Raw genomic sequence first — 16,556 nt, 5'->3', positions numbered from 1 at the left:
AGAATGGCAGTAAATATTACAAACAGAGCTGACGCAGAGGCGATCATCCGTGAACAGATTGTATCCAATATTTTTCAGGATGCACCGAAAAACTCTGTATTTATGGGGATGGCAAAAAAACTTCCGAACATGACCAGTAACCAGACCAGAATCCGTGTGTTGGATTTCCTTCCAACCGCATACTGGGTAGATGGTGATACCGGAATGAAACAGACTACCAGACAGGCCTGGGATAATGTGTACCTCACAGCAGGAGAACTTGCAGTTATCGTACCTATTCCGGATGCAGTTATTTCCGATGCGGAATTTGATATTTTTGGTGAGATCACACCACGTATCATGGAAGCAATCGGGCAGAAAGTAGATGCAGCAGTTATTTTTGGTGACAATCGCCCAAGAGAATGGCAGGCAGATCTTATCACCCTGGCGAGACAGGCAGGAAATAATGTATCACCTGCAGCCGGAAAAGATTATTATGATCTGATCCTTGGTGAAAATGGTGTATTTGCCAAAGTGGAAGATGATGGATTTGGCGTATCTGGAGCAATTGCGGCAATGACCTTTAAATCAAAACTCCGTGGACTGCGCGATACTACAGGTCAGCCGATCTTCAAGAATAATATGCAGGAAGTGTCAAGATATACATTAGATGGAGCACCGATTACATTTCCTGAGAACGGTGGATTTTATCCGGATATCGCACAGCTGGTAGTTGGCGATTTTAGCCAGGCGGTATATTCCATCAGACAGGATGTTACGGTGAAAATCTTGGATCAGGGTGTAATTCAGGACCCGGCCACAAAAGAGATCGTATATAACCTTGCACAGCAGGATATGACCGCAATCCGAATTGTATTCCGTATGGGATGGGCACTTCCAAACCCGGCAACACGTATGAATGAAGACCGTACAGGATGTGCGTTTGCTTACCTGGAACCAGGAACACCACTTATAACCCAGAAAGTTACATTTACAGTGACTGAGGGAAGTGATGCAAGTAAAGGAACCCGCATCAATGTGGATGGAGCAATCCTTATTACTGATGATAACGGAAAGGCAGAGTTTAATCTCCGTGCGGGATCATACACTGCGAAGATTACCAAAAAAGGATTTGCTTCAATGACAGAAACAATTGTTGTAGAGAAGACAGCAGTAACCAAAGAGATTACACTTGTGGCTCAGAAATGACAAAGGAGTGAAACCTGATGTATGTGAACTACGGATATTACGAATCAAAATATCTTCTGGGCAGGGAACCGACTGTCCCGGAAGATGATTTTATGTTCTGGGAAAAACAAACAGAAAGGGTTCTGAATCAGTATACGTTCGGCCGTCTGACCGCTGATACAGAGCTTTTGACCGATGAGGTGAAAGATTGTGCCTGTGAACTTGCAGAGCTCTTATATCAGGCGGATAGGAGTGCACAGCAGGCAGCAGTACAGGGCGGTGTTCTTCAGTCGTACTCCAATGACGGGGAATCCGGAACTTTTGATCTGTCACAGTCTACTTTCACAGAAGAGGGCAAGGCAAAGAAGATCAGCGAAATCATTCATCGGTATCTTGGGAACACAGGGCTTTTGTACCGGGGAGTGTGATCATGAATCAGAATTACATCCACACAATCACTCTGTATAACCGGATCCAGGCGGCAGACAGCGAAGACAAAAGGGAACACTGGCAGAGAACTGTGCTCCATAACTGTTTCTGGAAGTCTGAGGTAAAGACCAGTTTCAGCGGAACGCAGGCAAGTGTACAGAATACTTACGTGGTCAGGATCCCGGAGGATGAAAGGTATCGTCCATATGCAGAATATGTCAAAGATTCGGAAGGACATTTCACCATGTCTCAGGGAGATATCGTGATCTACGGCGAATGTACAGAGGAAATCACAGGAGCATCCGGACAGACCGCCGCCCAGATCATGAACCACCACAAGCCGGATGCTTTTAAAGTGACTGCATCTGCAGATAACACGAAGTTTCCTGTTGCAAAGCATTACCGCCTGGGAGGATAAGCCATGGATGTAAAACTTGAGTGGAAGAAATCTCCGAAAGAGATTGCCAAGGAAAAAGTCGGCGGTCGGGACAATATGCTGTTTCTTGCGAATCAGGCAGCAGAACTCATGGATCCGTATGTTCCAGCAGATAACCTGGCGCTTGCACAGAATATCGTTATTACTGCAGATGATGATTGTGGACACATCACATACGTCAGCCCTTACGCCCATTACCAGTGGGAAGGCGAGCTGTACGGACCAAACTATCCGATCACGGACGGGGGAGAAATTGTTGGTTTCTACTCCCCGCCACACAAAACACCGACAGGAAAAAGGCTGCAGTACAGCGATTTCCGGCATCCGCTGGCAACAGATCACTGGGACAAGGCAATGATGACAGCGAGAAAAGGTGATCTTGCAAGAGCCTATGAGAATCATCTGAAAGGAAAAATGTAATGACAAAACATGAGGCAGTAAAAGCATACTTTGAGCCTAAAGTGGAAGAACTGGCAGGAACCCTGTTAAACTTCAATTTTTCCCCGGAGGCTCGGGACAGTATTTCACTGATCACAAATTATTCCGACAAGGTCAGAAAGAAGTACATCACTGGAAACGTACAGAAAGAATATGGATTTTCCATCATTATCGTAAAACCGTACTCTTCTGAACAGGATGATCTGAATCTGGAGGCTATGAATTTTGCCCAGGCATTCATGGACTGGATGGATGAGCAGAATGAGAAGAAAGAATATCCGGATCTTGGAGAAAACTGCACGGTAGAGAGAATGGAAAACCTTCAGAACATGCCAAACCTGTCTGGAGTAAATTGCGAGGCAGGATTGGCACGTTACATGATACAGGCAAGAATTATTTACAGAGAAAGGAACGTGAACGTATGAAATTACAGAGAAAAGCACTGAGGCATTATCTTGATTATACATTCAAGAGAGAATTAAAATCAGCAGCCTGGGAAGTTCTGGGCGATGACATCGAAGATATGTCTGTAGAATTGAATCCGGATACTGACCAGAAGGAGAATATTCTCGGACGGATCAGAACCTCCGACAAAGGATATAAACCATCTATAAGCGCAGACCCGTATTATGCAGATCCGGAGAAAAAGATTTATCCAAAGATCAGAGAAATTGCTATGGATCGTCTGAGAGGGGATAAGTGCAAGACTTACATGCTGGAAGTGATCGTGGAAGATACCAGTGCGGCCAAACAGTTGGCATATGTACAGGAAGTTATGGTAAAACCGCAGTCTTACGGTGGAGATACGGAAGGGGTAGACTTCCCGTTTAATATACTGGAGGATGGAGAAAGAATCAAAGGCTATGTTACTTCTGAGTCACTGAATACAGATTCTCCGGTATTTACGGAAGGAGCAATTGAAGCAGCGTAAACAGACATAAAACTGAATAGGGGTGTCAGAGATGGCACCCCGTCCTTTTTTATGCCCAAATTTAAGGTTTAAGGTGTCCGATTCGGACACCCAAGGAGGAATAGAATGGCTTCATTAGAGAAAAAAACAAACGAGATCATCATCGAGGATGGCAGTAAAACCTATGAGATCAAGAACAGGCAGGGCAAGAAACTGGCAGAGTTCTGTTTCCGCCCGGCAGATACCAATATTCTTTCCAGATACGAGGATGTCAGAAAATTCTTCAATGAATTTAAGCTCCAGGATGAAGACGATATCACAGAATGTCAGCAGAAAGTAATCGAACAGCTGGATTATCTGGTAGATGCAGACACGGGAAACACATTCTTCAGCATCATGGGTCCGTTCTCGCCGATGACAGATGGAACACTGTTTTACGAGGTATGCCTGAATACGGTATGCAGCGTCATTAACGAAGAATTTGATGCGCGCCTGGAGAAAATAAAAAGCCGCGTAAACAAATACACGGCAAAGTACCGTTCTTCCGGAAGAAGATACACCAAGAAGAAACGTCATCATGGATGATCAGTGGAGACTTCCGGAAAACATTGAGTTAGGCGGCGAAGAATATGACATCCGGACAGATTTCAGGGCGATTCTGGATATTTTAAAGGCTATGGCAGATCCGGAACTGTCAGATCAGGAAAAGTCACAGGTGATGCTCGAGATCTTGTATTGGGATCCGGAAGAAATCCCAGTCGAATATTTGAACGAAGCCCTTGAAAAAGGGAAAGAGTTCATTGACTGCGGAATCACCGGAGAAGGTAAAAGCAAAGTCCGGTTAATGGACTGGGAGCAGGATTCACCTATCATTGCACCAGCAGTCAATAAAAATATCGGAAAGGACATCCGTTCCCTGGAATATGTGCACTGGTGGACTTTCCTTGGAGCCTATATGGAGATTGCAGATGGACTGTTCAGCCAGGTGCTTTATATCCGCCAGAAGAAAGCCAAGGGCAAGAAGCTGGAGAAATGGGAGATGGAGTTTTACAGGAACAACAAGAAGTTGATCGACCTGAAACAGACAGTGAAGAAGCGGTCAGCAGAGGAAGAGGCAGCTCTGAATGAGCTGTTTGGAATTAAGAAGTAGTGAGGTGGTTGCGTGGCAGATGGAACAGTAACGATCGATACAGAAGTAAATGAAAAAGGTGTCGAAGTCGGAGCGAGAGATATCGAGGCTTCCATGAAGCGCATGACCTCCACCATTGGAAAAGCCAGCGAAAAAACAAGGATCGCTATCCAGAAGCAGGTAGATTCCGTTTCAAAATTAAACAATCAGTACAGCCAGCAGGCAAAGAAAGTAGTTTCCTTAAAGCAGAGATTAAAAGAAATCTCCGGACAGAAAGTAGAAACGGACGAATACAAGCGCCTTGGTAAAGAACTGGACGATATTTACGAAAAGTCTGCAAAACTCGAAGGTGAACTGAGAGAATGGAGCAAGCTTGGGTTTTCAGATGATTCAGGCGGCTTCAAGGAGAAAGAAAAAGAACTCCAGAAAATGCTTGAAACGATAGAAAGCCTTGAAGAAAAACAGAAAGAAATGAGAAAATCCGGTACAGCTTATGTTGATCCAAGGAGTCTTTCTGAATATCAGAGCACAGCATACAGGCTCACGACGGAAGAAATCCGGTTGGATGATATGAATAATCGTCTGGTAACGTCTTTTGCATCCGTAAAGGAAAAAGTGCGTGAATGCGGAGGAGTTGTCGATGAAGTCGGGAACAAGGCACCTGCATTACAAAAACTGCAGAATGCATTGGAAAAGCTTTCGCCGAAACTGGCACAAAACGGTATGAAACAGCTTAAATCCAGTATGAAGAGCCTGATCCGTACAGTGGAGAAGCTGAGTATGAAGCTCCTGAAACTGTCGGCAAGTTCCGTTGCAGGCGGCATCAGGAAGATATCTTCAGGTATCTTCAGCATCCACAAGTCGGCCAACAAGAGCACCTCGTCGCTTGGTACGATGACCAAGGCGATACGGACGTTGCTGAAATACAGCATCGGTATCCGCAGTCTGTATGTTCTGATGAACAAGCTGCGGAGTGCAGCAGTCGAAGGATTCCAGAATCTTGCACAGTACAGCGGCACGACAAACAACAGCATCTCCATGCTACAGTCATCCCTGACACAGCTGAAGAATGCCCTTGCGACAGCATTTGCTCCGATCTTGACAGTGGCTGCCCCGATTCTGGTGCAGTTTATCAACCTGCTTTCCCAGGCACTTACCTATGTGGGGATGTTCTTTACGGCCTTAACCGGTCAGAAGACATTCACGAAAGCAGCATCTGTCCAGCAGGATTACGCGGCCAGTCTTGACAAGACAGCGGACAGCGCCAAGAAAGCGGCGAAAGCCCTGGAAGGCTACCTGAGCCCGCTTGATGAGATCAACAATTACGATGATGGCAGCGACAGCTCTTCGTCAGATGGAACCGGCGGCGGTTACACAGGTCCGACACCGGATCAGATGTTTGAAGAGGTTCCGATCAAGAACTCCATCAAGGGCATCGCCGACAAGATCCGCAAGCTGATCAAACAGGAAGACTGGGGGGGACTTGGAAAGTACTTAGCCCAGTGCATCAACAAGGGACTGAAATATGTCTATGATGTGATCAGCTGGAAAAACGTCGGTCCGAAGGTCACAGAGTTCTGTGATGCATTCACCAGGACCTTCAACAGCCTGGTCGATAACATCGATTGGGATATTATGGGACGTACTGTCGGAGCAGGGATCACAACGCTGATCCGGACGTTCAACCGTCTTACCGATCCAGCCACAGGCATCAATTTCGAGAGGATTGGAAGCGGCATCTCACAGGGACTGCGGGGAATGATCGATGAGATCCCGTGGAGAGAGTTTGGAAATGCTCTTGGGAACAAATTTATGATCGCATGGCGGATGTTCGATGGCTTTGTACAGGACATGGCCAGAAAGAACAATGCAGGGATCACAGGCTGGCAGGAACTTGGCAATGCAGTAGCAGAAGCCCTGAATGGCATGTCTGACAAGGTAGACTTCTCAGATATCGCAGAATCCCTGACGACAGGAATCAACGGTGCATTTGAGAGCCTGGCACAGTTCACAGAAAATTTTGACTGGGACGAAGTAGCAGAAAATATCGGCAACGGAATCGCGACCTTCATACAGGACTTCAAATGGAAAGAGAATGGAGAAGCACTTGGAGATTTCCTTTCCCACTTGTGCACGGCACTTACAGATGCCATTACACCAGATACTTTTTATAATCTGGGCAAAGGGATCGGAGATTTTCTTGGACAGTTACCATGGATCCAGATCCTTAAAACAGCAGGAAAAATGATAATCCTTGGAATCGCCGGAGCATTAGAAGGAATGTGGGAAAGTGAAGGGTTACCGGGGAAAATCGCAGCTGTGATAGCAGCAGCTTTTCTTGCAGTAGAGTTTAGCAAGACGGGCATCGCTTCTTTTGCAGGTAGCCTTATCGCAAAATTGGGGGCGAAATTACTTGCAACAGAATCTGTTTCAGCCTTAGCAGGAAGCCTTTCCGGTCTTGTGAGCGGTGGATTAAGCGGTGTAACAGGAGCGCTTGATACCCTTGTTTCTTCTGCGCTTCCGGTTATCGGCACAGCAGGACTGATTGCTGTAGCAACAGCAGGCACTGTGGAGCTGACAAAGAAGATTGCGGAACTGGTAGAAACAGCACAGGGAGGAAACGGCATTCTTTCACAGACAGGAGGCTATCTTCATGATTACACAGGCGCAATGAGCGAAGCACACGCAATCACACAGGAGCAGGCAGAAGATCTCTGGAAGCTGATTGAGGCGGATGAATCTGCCGGAAAAGCAAACAATGAGATGTACGACGATATGATCCAGAAGCTCACAGAGTATGGCGTATCTGCAGATAAAGCCAGAGGAATCCTGGAGCAGTACGGGGCACAGGCAGGAGTTTCCACAGAATTTGTAGAAGACATGACTGCAAAAGTAGAAGCTCTTGGAACTGGATTTTCCGAGACGACAGGCAAGATCGATACCTCTTCTATCACAGTGAAGGACGCGATCAAGGGAGTTCGGGATGTTTTGTATGATCTGAGCATGACTTCAAGTGATTATGCCGGTACTTATCAGGGCATCCTGAGCAGCTTTAATAACACAAGTGGTTCAGCAGCGACAGCGCAGGAAGCATTTGACATGGTATACAATTCCCTGAAAGACGCAGGCGTGCCGCTGGATGAGCTGAATCAGGCACTGGCAGAGAGATTTCCAAGTGCCACTGTAGCAGTAAAAACCAGTGTAGACAAGAATATTGTCGGAGCACAGGAGACAGTGACCAGTGCAACCGGTAAGATGAAGACAGATGCGGAATCAAACCTCTCAGATGTACAGAAGGCAGCAGAAGACGCAACCAGCGGCGTAAATACCGCTACTGTTACGAACTGGGGAAGTTCTGCGAAAGAGGTTTCAAAAAATCTGGATCAGATGAAACAGACGGCAAATCTGAAGCTTGGAGAGATGCAGAGGACTGTAAACTCTCATTTCAGCAGTCAGTACAACACTATGACCTTCAAATGGAAGAAAGCCAGCGAACGGATCAGTCAGATCATAGCAGATATGATTGGGATGGTGAATCAGAAGATGAACAGCCTGACTTCCTCTATGGAACGAGCAGGAACCAGAATGGGAAATGGACTGGCACAGGGAGTTGCCAACGGCACAACAGGAATCACGAGAACGCTCAACAACATGATTTCAGAGGTGAACCGTACTATCGGGAATATCAACAATGCAATTTCCGGAGTAGAGCATGCCTTTACATTTTCTTATGATGTCACAGGCCCTACAGGGGAACGCCGATGGGGCAATTACTGGATGAATCTTCCGCGGGTAAGCTCAGTTCCATACCTTGCAAGCGGAGCCGTCATTCCGCCACGATCGGAGTTCCTGGCAGTTCTGGGTGACCAGAAAGTAGGAAACAACATTGAAGCTCCGGAGAACCTCCTGAGAAAGATCGTCCGGGAGGAATCACCACAGAAGCAGGATGGCAACACCTACAATATATCGGTGACGGCTTCCGGAAGAAAATTATTAAACATTATCTTGGAAGAAGGAGAGCTTCAGAGAAGCAGGAATGGCGGTAAGAATCCGTTTAAACTGGGAGAGGAGTGGTGAGATGGCTGATCTGAAAAAAGAAGGTTTTACGGTGGACGGGGTTGCAATCGCACCCCCAACTACTTATAAGCCGGTATTTGCAACTACAAGTACCAAAAGCTCTAAAAGAGACCAGGAGCTGACGATGCACAACAGCCCGATGGGAACGATTGGAGGATATGATCTTACCTGGGATACTTTAACCTGGAAAGAAATCGCGGCGATTCTAAATGGAATGATAAACAAATCTGAGTTTTCCTTCCACCACAAGGATCCTACGATCCCGGGTGAATGGATCGACCGGACGTTCTACGCATCGAATTTCAACATGGCAGCTCAGACTCTGGAAGACAACGAAGAAAAATGGACAGACCTGGCTATCAACATAAGGAGGATAGAAAAGAATTGATCAACGTTTCGGAACAGTTAAAAGAAGAATCAAAAAAGAACCACAATTATTATGTGACAGCAAATGTGACCCTGGCAGACGGGACGAAACTTTCTCTTGAAAAGAAAGACTTTTATCTGGACGGGAACGGGATCATCGATGCTGCAGATAGCAGCGATTTTCCGGTCGGAGTGGCGATCGAGAAGACAGCTACACTTTCCCTTGTCAATGATAAAGGACAGTTTGACAAGTACAGCTTCAATAAAGCAGTATTCGTCATTTTTATGAATTTACAGTTGTCTGACCGTTTGGAAACCTTTAAAAGAGGCAGTTTCATCGTATGCAGAAAGCCGGCAATCGATGATGAGATCAACCTGACACTGCTTGATTATATGAGCAAGGCAGATCTTACTTACAAGACGAATCTCAGTTTTCCGTGTACTGCAGGCGAAGTCCTTCGGGATGCCTGCCAGCAGTGCGGACTTGTATTAGGAGATGCTGATTTTAAAAATTCTGACTTTCAGGTACAGAAAGCTCCGGAAGGCACGACTTATCGTGCGGTGATCGGCATGGTTGCGGCGCTGGCAGGCGGTAATGCAAGGATAGATGAGAATGACCTGCTGAGGATCATCACGTTTGGCCAGGAAGGTAATGTGGTCCTGATGGAAGAAATTCCATGGCCGGATGTCAGCGGGCAGTCGATTCTGGATACAGAGGATGAAGAGATCATCACTGTGTATGAGAGAACCGTGGCGGGACATGAGCCGCCGGTAATCGGTGATGCAGAAAATGATGTAGATCCGATTGTAGTAACTGGCGTGAAGTATACGGACGGAGATGATGAATATTTATACGGAACGGAAGGGTATGTTATTGACATCAGCAGCAATCAGCTTTTAGCAGGAAATGAGGAAGAAGGAGTGAATCGTATCGGGCAGATCCTGGAGGGATTCGAACTTCTTCCGTTTTCCCTGAGCAGCGTCCCGATAGGCTACGCTGTTTTTGGCGATTCCATACAGTTTAAAGACAGCAGGGGCAATCTGCACAGATCTTATGCCACGGACATAGAATTTAATTTTGCAGACGGTACAGAGTTCTCCTGCAAGGCAAAGAGCATGGAAACACAGAGTTTGGAATATCCCAGTGGGACAAAAGCGCTGGTAGAGCAGGCTCTTAAGAAAACAGAAGAAAAGATATCTGCATATAACGCAAAGCTGAAACAGATGAATGATATGGCGGCAAATACCCTGGGCTTTTACTACACAGAAGTCGTGCAGCCGGACGGATCTGTGATTACATACCGGCATAATAAGCTGCGCCTGTCAGAATCGAAGATCGTATATAAAACTGCAGCTGACGGTTTCTTTGTGACCTCTGATTATCAGGGAACGGATGAAGCAACAACGGCAGCAGGAAAGTGGACTTCCGGATTCGATAGTAATGGTGATGCAGTCCTGAATATCCTGTATGCGATCGGGATTCAGGCGAAATGGATCAATACCAGAGGATTTACTGCAGAAGACAATGACGGAAAGGTTACGTTCCGGATAAATGCAGATACAGGAGAAGTTGAAATAGATCCGAATAGCTTTATGCTTGGGAAGAAAAAGCTGCAGGAGAAATTTGACGAAATAGATGAGTCCATTACATCCTCCCGAAACATGACCTTACAGCTCGACAACGAATACCAGAGCATCCCGGTACATAATGACGGCAGTATCATAGGGGAGTTTCCGTCAGTAACCACAACAGCGACTGCATTATACAATTCTACAGATGTCACAGATGACTGCTCTTTCACAGTGACCACATCCGACAGCATCACCGGTTCCTGGGACAAAACAACACATACTTATACGGTAAAATCTCTGTCCGCACACAGTGGATGGGTGAGCATCCGTGCAGTATATCTGGATACTATGGTGCTGACGAAGAAATTTACGGTTGCGAAATTATATGCCGGTGATGATGGAAAGATGTATTATCTGGACTGTCCGGCTGCGATCGTAAAAAGAATGGCAGACGGAACGATGTCTCCGGAGGAACTTATGTTTTCAGGATTCTACAGAGAAGGCGATTCTGTTGGAAGAACTGCATACAAGGGCAGATTCAAGATCGAAGAAACCTCCGATGGAAAAACCTGGACGACAGTCTACAACAGTCCGGCAAGCGGTGAGAATTCCATAACATGGTCCATGATGTCCTCCGGAAGCCCAAAGGAGATCTCAGCGGTACGCTGTACCTTATACGCCCTGGATGGATCGACTGCGATCGATTATCAGACAGTAGAAGTTGTTCTGGATGCGGAAGCACTGACCCAGGAACAGGTAGTGAATATCCTGACCAATAATGGTGCATGGAAAGGTCTCCGTTATCTGAACGGACATCTGTATTTCTCGTTTGATGCTGCAAGAGGAGGGACATTATTGTTGGGCGGAGAAAATAATGAAAATGGAACCCAGAAAGTTTTTGACAAAAATGGAGTGCTTGTATCAACACAGGATATTAATGGGTATACCTTATATAACGAGGATGGATTAATTGCAGCTATTTTCGATAAAGATTCAATTAGATTGTTCAGTGTGCCACTGGATCCAAATGATCCGTCAGCAGATTTTAAAGCTATTCAATTAAAAGGTGACAGTTTTTCCAGGATCAGTGGAACGTATACGATTCAGGACGGAGAAATTGATATAGAAATAGAAGATGATGCTCTTACGAATGGAGCGTTTATATCTTTTGTGGAACTAGATGGCAGTGACTGGGTTAGAGGGGGCTTTGATGAAATAAATGCAGGGGAACTCAATTGCGGTGCAGGAGAAGCGACACTAAATAGACTTAAAATCCCCGGTATAGCAACCATGTCGGATACTCCTGATAAATCAGGTGTATATTTGGAATTCCAAAAAGAAATATATTGCAGGGGCGGCATCCGGACCTACAAGTATCCAACAGTTACGAGTGGATACAACTGCTATATTAACCAGAATAACTATCAATTGTCCAAATTTAGTTCCTCTTCTGAAAGGTATAAAGTTTTGGGTGACAAGCTGCCGAAGGAATTTATTGACCAACTGTATGGCATAGAGCCGATCATGGCTAAGTACAAAGATGGTTATCTTGATAAGAGCGATGAGCGCGTAGGCGTGGAATTCCCGATGTTTACGGTTGAAAATATCGCAGAGTATTTTCCGCTGGCGGTCGATCACGTAGATGGTAAAGCCGAAAACTGGAACGAGCGTATTATGATCCCGGCAATGTTCGCCATGCTGAAAGAACAGCATGAAGAGATCCAGGATCTCAAACAAACAGTTAAGGAGATGATGAAATGTTGATTGCAAATTTCTCCCGGAAGGGAGAAGAAATCGAAATAAATGAGGAACTTTGGCAGTGGGACTATGGACAGAAGATTCAGATTACTGGTTTAGATCTTCCAGAAATTTTCGAAGTACATTTCTCATGGAAAGACCTGGAGACTGCCAAAGTAGTAACCGGTACCACTGTTGATGGAATATCTACCGTAGACATTCCAAATGCGGCATTGCGGCAGAAAAGGATGATCACGGCTTACATCTACATCTCGAATCCAGAAGGAGGAGAAACAGCAAACGTCATCTACATGATGGTAAACAGCCGAAAAGCCCCAGAAGGATTCGAGACCCCGGAGGATGTAGATTTATTTCATCACACCCTTGCGGCGACCGCGGAATATCAGAGACGGACGGAGAAAGCAAAAAACCAGGCAGAAGCAAAAGCAGAGGAAGCGGAATCGTGGGCTCATGGAAGGGAAGATCATCCGGAGCAGAAAGAAGACAATGCAAAATATTATGCTGGCGAAGCGCGGAAGGCGGCAGAATCCGTCCAAGGAAGGGTGGAAGAGGGAAAGAGAAACATTGATAATTACGTCAGACAGAAGGAAACCGAACTCAAGGGCGATACCGGAAACGTCTACTTTCCTTCGTTCCGGGTAGCGGCCGGGCGGCTCATGATGTACTCAGACCCTAAAGTAGACAGAATCCGTTTCTACCGAAAAGGCAGCCGGCTGATGTACCAGCTTAAAAACTGAGAAAGGAGAAAACGATGAACAATACAGAAAACGACTATCTTCCAACCGATTTGGGAAATGTCTCCTTGAATCCCAGAGGGGAATACGATCCAGAAACAGCCTATGAATATCTTGATACGGTGAGCTATCAGGGTGGATCCTATGTGTGCAGGATAGAGAATGGAACCACCATCACCGGCACAGCTCCGGAGCCGGGACGCAACACAGACATCTGGCAGATGCTTACCCTTCCAGGGAACCTCAGACCAGACTATATAGCCATGCATGACGATGTAGTTAACAAGGCGGCACAGGTAGAAATCTCCAGGGCAGCAGTAGAACAGGCACAGCAGGAAGTAGAAGCAGCTCAGGCAGATGTGCAACAGTTGCATGAAGACACTGTACAGACCGCACAAGAAGCAGAAAACAGCCGCGACAGTGCCGCCGGCTATGCCCAGTCTGCTGAGGCATCCAGAAAAGCGGCCGCCGAATCCGAACAGAACATCAACGCCCAGATGACCGGCCTGGACCAGAAAGTGTCCGAGTCGGTCATCTGGGCAACAGGAGACATCGCCACTGCAAGACAGCAGGCGATCGATACAATCACCACTCAGGAGGCTAAATCCACAGCAGAAGTAAAAAGAGTTGGAACTGCAGCACTTGATTCAGCGAAGCAGGCATCGCAGGACATCAAGACAGCAGGCCAACAGGCAGTTCGGGCAATCACGGATCAGCAGAATATTTCCGTACAGGCTGTAAAAGATGAAACGAAAAACTACATAGAAGAAAAGAAGCAGGAGATCTCCGACAAGACCAATGAAGTAACCCAGGCAGTCAAGCAGGCGGGAGAAAAGCAGCTTCAGGACATTGCCAACAGCCTGGACAACACCCTTACAGAAAGCGGTAAAGCAGCAGATTCCAAGGCGGTTGGGGATGCTATTGCATTAATTGAAGAGAATAAGGCAAACAAGTCTGCTCTGGCAACAACAGACCGAAAACTGGACGCACTCTGGAAGTTGAATCAGGGAATTAGCTATGAGTTCCAGACAGATAATACCGAAGCTTACCAGAAAGAGATTCCAACAGGCGCAAAGATGGCAAGTGTCAAAAGCATTGGTGGGAAGACTATTGTTTGGAATCAGCTGTTAAAATTAAGTCTCACTAGCCAAATGGAAAATGGATGTACAGTTGAAGTAGACGAAAACAAACATATAAAAATTAGTGGAATTCCTTCAAATGATCTTTATCTTGAAATCGGGAGAATTAGTTTTATCAAAGATCATATATACTTCATAAATGTTGATGGGAAATATACAGATGAGAATAAAAAATCACAAGTATACATTGCAGAAATGAAGTTGTATAAAATACAGAAAACATTCGTTTTATGTGATGAAACAAAAGATGCAAGGATACAAATTGCAGTATACACGGCAGATACATCAGTAGATTATGATGTTACGGTAACTGTTTTTGATCTTACAAAAATGTTTGGTGCAGGAAATGAGCCATCCACAGTTAAGGAATTCGAAGCTATGTTCCCGGCAGAATATTATCCACGCAATGAAGGAACCCTCCTGAGTATGTCCGTAAATGAAGTTGTAGAGCAGGGAAACAACTTATTTGATCTTTCTAAATTTACCTTACTGCCCGGAACTATTAAATTTATTGATGATGTTTTGATTGCTAATGATGTTAATTATGAATGGTTTAGTACTGGGATTAACGGAACTGCGAAAGCAGGTGATGTAATAAGCTATGAAGTAAAAACCGGGACAGCCGTAAACGTTAGGTTTAAATCGTTGACACCAGATGGATATAAAGATATCACGCCTAGCATTACATCAAGTGAATGGAAAGAAGTTAGAGTTGAGTTGCCATGTGATATTTCTAGATTATGCTTAAATTGGAAAACGGGCGGTTCGTTTTCAATCCGAAACTTTCGGATAAATGGTGAAAAATATAAAGATCCAATATCTTATCAGATTCCACAAACAATCCTCGATCTTCCTGGATACGGTTGGTCTGCTGGTAATGTGACCAATGAAGTAGATTGGGAGAACAAGAAATATATTCAAAGAGTTGCAGCAGTGGATTTGGGCAGTTTGAACTATAACAGCGGCGAGTATGAAAACCATAAGTATTTCAATACAATGGACATTGCGAAATTGATCAGTCCAAATACAATGAATACTTTATGTAAGAGATATTCACACGCAACAGCAAATGCAGTGATAAGACAAGAGAATATGGAAATTGTTGTAGATGCCAATGGGCAGTTATTTTTGAGAGATGATTCTATGAATCAAGATGCTACATTGTTAAAAGAAGATTTGAAGGACACAGTCTTATATTACGAACTTGCAGAACCAATTGTCACTAATATTGCGGAGATTATCCCGGAAGGATTCCTAGAAGCAATTGAAGTCGAACCAGGTGGATCACTGACATTTCAAAACAGCAACGGTGATGGTTATAAAGTCCCAGTTCCCAATACAGTAGAATATGTAGTTAAGCTATCAGAAGTAGGAGGTACAACAGAATGACAGAATCCCAGGAAAAGATGATGCAGAAACTTGGTTTGACAGAATCAGATTTCAAGCCCAAAGCAACCCAGGAAGAACGATTATCTACATTAGAATCAACAGCAGATGACATTATCTTAATGATGGCAGATTTAATAGGAGGAAATTAATATGAAAACACTCAACACACTGAAATTAAAAATTATGGTAAGAGCATTTAAGATTCGGATCAAAAACGGAGAAGCATTTGAAGACATTGCAGCAGATTATCCGGCATTAACTACAGATGATCTGGAAGCAATCCGCGAAGCACTGAATGTGGAATAAGGTTAAAATATATGGAGAAGATCAGAGCAGAGCCATAAGGCTCTATTTCTTTTGGGAAAAAATTGCGCCGGCGCAACCGGAGAAAGGAAAAACTTATGACAGAAAATCATATCAAAGTAATTTTAACAGCAGTCTTTGCATTCATCAGCTCCATTCTGGGAGTGCTGGCAGTGCCGGTTCTTCTGATGGTAGCCTGCAACATTCTCGACTACGCAACCGGACTCATGGCATCTACATACCGTTCTGAGGACATCAACTCCTATAAGAGTATCCGCGGTATTATGAAAAAAGTATGCATGTGGCTTCTGGTAGTAGTTGGAGCTGTGATTGATCAGCTGCTCCTGTATGCATCCCAGACCGTAGGCATCGCCTTACCATTCACATTCCTGGTGGCATGTATTGTAGCAATCTGGATCATCTGCAACGAGATTATCAGCATCCTGGAAAACATCAAGGATATGGGAGTAACAATCCCGGCATTCCTGATTCCGTTGGTAACTCATGTGAAATCACAGGTCGAAGACAAAGTAAATTTAGATAAGGATCCGGGGGACGAGTGATCGTTCCTTTCCTATTTATAAAGCAGGAGGTAAACATGGAAATTAAAGGTATTGATGTATCAAGTTATCAGGGGAAGCCCGACTGGGCGAAAGTAAAGAAGGCGGGCATAAATTTTGCAATTCTTCGAATCCATCAGAAAAACGGA

General features: G+C 45.1%; 16 protein-coding genes. All 16 read left to right on the top strand.

Annotated features, from left to right (window positions below):
- The first annotated feature begins 3 nt into the window (after positions 1–3).
- The 16 genes from QZL69_RS07485 (at position 4) to QZL69_RS07410 (ending at position 16,410) form a co-directional block, all read left to right on the top strand.
- On the top strand, positions 4–1,188 hold the full coding sequence (locus tag QZL69_RS07485) for a phage major capsid protein (RefSeq protein ID WP_022214599.1): 1,185 nt from the start codon (positions 4–6) through the stop codon (positions 1,186–1,188).
- 23 nt (positions 1,189–1,211) lie between these two features.
- Entirely contained in the window at positions 1,212–1,595 is a 384-nt protein-coding gene (locus QZL69_RS07480; RefSeq protein ID WP_291518878.1) for a hypothetical protein, read from the top strand.
- 2 nt (positions 1,596–1,597) lie between these two features.
- The gene (locus tag QZL69_RS07475) at positions 1,598–2,014 is read left to right on the top strand and encodes a DUF6751 family protein (protein WP_022214597.1); all 417 of its coding nucleotides are present in this window, start codon (positions 1,598–1,600) and stop codon (positions 2,012–2,014) included.
- Positions 2,015–2,017: 3 nt separating this feature from the next.
- Complete coding sequence (locus QZL69_RS07470) at positions 2,018–2,452, top strand: minor capsid protein (protein ID WP_022214596.1); 435 nt, start codon at positions 2,018–2,020, stop codon at positions 2,450–2,452.
- Positions 2,452–2,895, top strand: a complete 444-nt coding sequence (locus QZL69_RS07465) for a hypothetical protein (RefSeq protein WP_022214595.1) — start codon at positions 2,452–2,454, stop codon at positions 2,893–2,895. Before QZL69_RS07470 ends, QZL69_RS07465 begins: the two co-directional genes overlap by 1 nt.
- On the top strand, positions 2,892–3,401 hold the full coding sequence (locus tag QZL69_RS07460) for a hypothetical protein (RefSeq protein ID WP_022214594.1): 510 nt from the start codon (positions 2,892–2,894) through the stop codon (positions 3,399–3,401). The genes QZL69_RS07465 and QZL69_RS07460 overlap by 4 nt, the downstream gene beginning before the upstream one ends.
- A gap of 105 nt (positions 3,402–3,506) precedes the next feature.
- Positions 3,507–3,965, top strand: a complete 459-nt coding sequence (locus QZL69_RS07455) for a hypothetical protein (protein WP_022214593.1) — start codon at positions 3,507–3,509, stop codon at positions 3,963–3,965.
- Positions 3,958–4,530, top strand: coding sequence for a Gp15 family bacteriophage protein (locus QZL69_RS07450; protein ID WP_022214592.1), 573 nt, complete (start codon positions 3,958–3,960; stop codon positions 4,528–4,530). The genes QZL69_RS07455 and QZL69_RS07450 overlap by 8 nt, the downstream gene beginning before the upstream one ends.
- Positions 4,531–4,542: 12 nt before the next feature.
- On the top strand, positions 4,543–8,586 hold the full coding sequence (locus QZL69_RS07445; RefSeq protein WP_022214591.1) for a hypothetical protein: 4,044 nt from the start codon (positions 4,543–4,545) through the stop codon (positions 8,584–8,586).
- A gap of 1 nt (position 8,587) precedes the next feature.
- Positions 8,588–8,974 (top strand): hypothetical protein, encoded by a 387-nt coding sequence (locus tag QZL69_RS07440; protein WP_022214590.1) that lies wholly within the window; start codon positions 8,588–8,590, stop codon positions 8,972–8,974.
- A complete protein-coding gene (locus tag QZL69_RS07435; RefSeq protein ID WP_022214589.1) occupies positions 8,971–12,288 on the top strand; it encodes a hypothetical protein in 3,318 nt (1,105 codons plus the stop codon). Before QZL69_RS07440 ends, QZL69_RS07435 begins: the two co-directional genes overlap by 4 nt.
- Entirely contained in the window at positions 12,282–13,019 is a 738-nt protein-coding gene (locus tag QZL69_RS07430) for a hypothetical protein (protein WP_022214588.1), read from the top strand. Before QZL69_RS07435 ends, QZL69_RS07430 begins: the two co-directional genes overlap by 7 nt.
- Positions 13,020–13,033: 14 nt before the next feature.
- A complete protein-coding gene (locus QZL69_RS07425; protein ID WP_022214587.1) occupies positions 13,034–15,544 on the top strand; it encodes a hypothetical protein in 2,511 nt (836 codons plus the stop codon).
- Positions 15,541–15,693, top strand: a complete 153-nt coding sequence (locus tag QZL69_RS07420) for a hypothetical protein (RefSeq protein WP_022214586.1) — start codon at positions 15,541–15,543, stop codon at positions 15,691–15,693. The genes QZL69_RS07425 and QZL69_RS07420 overlap by 4 nt, the downstream gene beginning before the upstream one ends.
- A gap of 1 nt (position 15,694) precedes the next feature.
- Positions 15,695–15,850 carry a hypothetical protein gene (locus QZL69_RS07415; protein WP_022214585.1) on the top strand — a complete coding sequence of 52 codons (156 nt, stop codon included), beginning with the start codon at positions 15,695–15,697 and terminating at the stop codon, positions 15,848–15,850.
- Between the two features lie 95 nt (positions 15,851–15,945).
- A complete protein-coding gene (locus tag QZL69_RS07410) occupies positions 15,946–16,410 on the top strand; it encodes a phage holin family protein (RefSeq protein WP_022214584.1) in 465 nt (154 codons plus the stop codon).
- Positions 16,411–16,556 lie beyond the last annotated feature (146 nt).

The organism is Blautia sp. CAG:237 (assembly GCF_000436615.1).
GTDB lineage: Bacteria > Bacillota > Clostridia > Lachnospirales > Lachnospiraceae > Blautia_A > Blautia_A intestinihominis.
Note: the sequence above shows the minus strand (reverse complement) of the source record. Positions and strands in the feature narration are given on the sequence as shown.

What these genes read in the sequence shown, in the direction of transcription:
- QZL69_RS07460 (WP_022214594.1), top strand. Translation starts at nt 2,892, where the DNA reads ATGAAATTACAGAGAAAAGCACTGAGGCATTATCTTGATTATACATTC.
- QZL69_RS07485 (WP_022214599.1), top strand. Translation starts at nt 4, where the DNA reads ATGGCAGTAAATATTACAAACAGAGCTGACGCAGAGGCGATCATCCGT.
- QZL69_RS07455 (WP_022214593.1), top strand. Translation starts at nt 3,507, where the DNA reads ATGGCTTCATTAGAGAAAAAAACAAACGAGATCATCATCGAGGATGGC.
- QZL69_RS07470 (WP_022214596.1), top strand. Translation starts at nt 2,018, where the DNA reads ATGGATGTAAAACTTGAGTGGAAGAAATCTCCGAAAGAGATTGCCAAG.
- QZL69_RS07475 (WP_022214597.1), top strand. Translation starts at nt 1,598, where the DNA reads ATGAATCAGAATTACATCCACACAATCACTCTGTATAACCGGATCCAG.
- QZL69_RS07450 (WP_022214592.1), top strand. Translation starts at nt 3,958, where the DNA reads ATGGATGATCAGTGGAGACTTCCGGAAAACATTGAGTTAGGCGGCGAA.
- QZL69_RS07410 (WP_022214584.1), top strand. Translation starts at nt 15,946, where the DNA reads ATGACAGAAAATCATATCAAAGTAATTTTAACAGCAGTCTTTGCATTC.
- QZL69_RS07420 (WP_022214586.1), top strand. Translation starts at nt 15,541, where the DNA reads ATGACAGAATCCCAGGAAAAGATGATGCAGAAACTTGGTTTGACAGAA.
- QZL69_RS07430 (WP_022214588.1), top strand. Translation starts at nt 12,282, where the DNA reads ATGTTGATTGCAAATTTCTCCCGGAAGGGAGAAGAAATCGAAATAAAT.
- QZL69_RS07415 (WP_022214585.1), top strand. Translation starts at nt 15,695, where the DNA reads ATGAAAACACTCAACACACTGAAATTAAAAATTATGGTAAGAGCATTT.
- QZL69_RS07425 (WP_022214587.1), top strand. Translation starts at nt 13,034, where the DNA reads ATGAACAATACAGAAAACGACTATCTTCCAACCGATTTGGGAAATGTC.
- QZL69_RS07440 (WP_022214590.1), top strand. Translation starts at nt 8,588, where the DNA reads ATGGCTGATCTGAAAAAAGAAGGTTTTACGGTGGACGGGGTTGCAATC.
- QZL69_RS07465 (WP_022214595.1), top strand. Translation starts at nt 2,452, where the DNA reads ATGACAAAACATGAGGCAGTAAAAGCATACTTTGAGCCTAAAGTGGAA.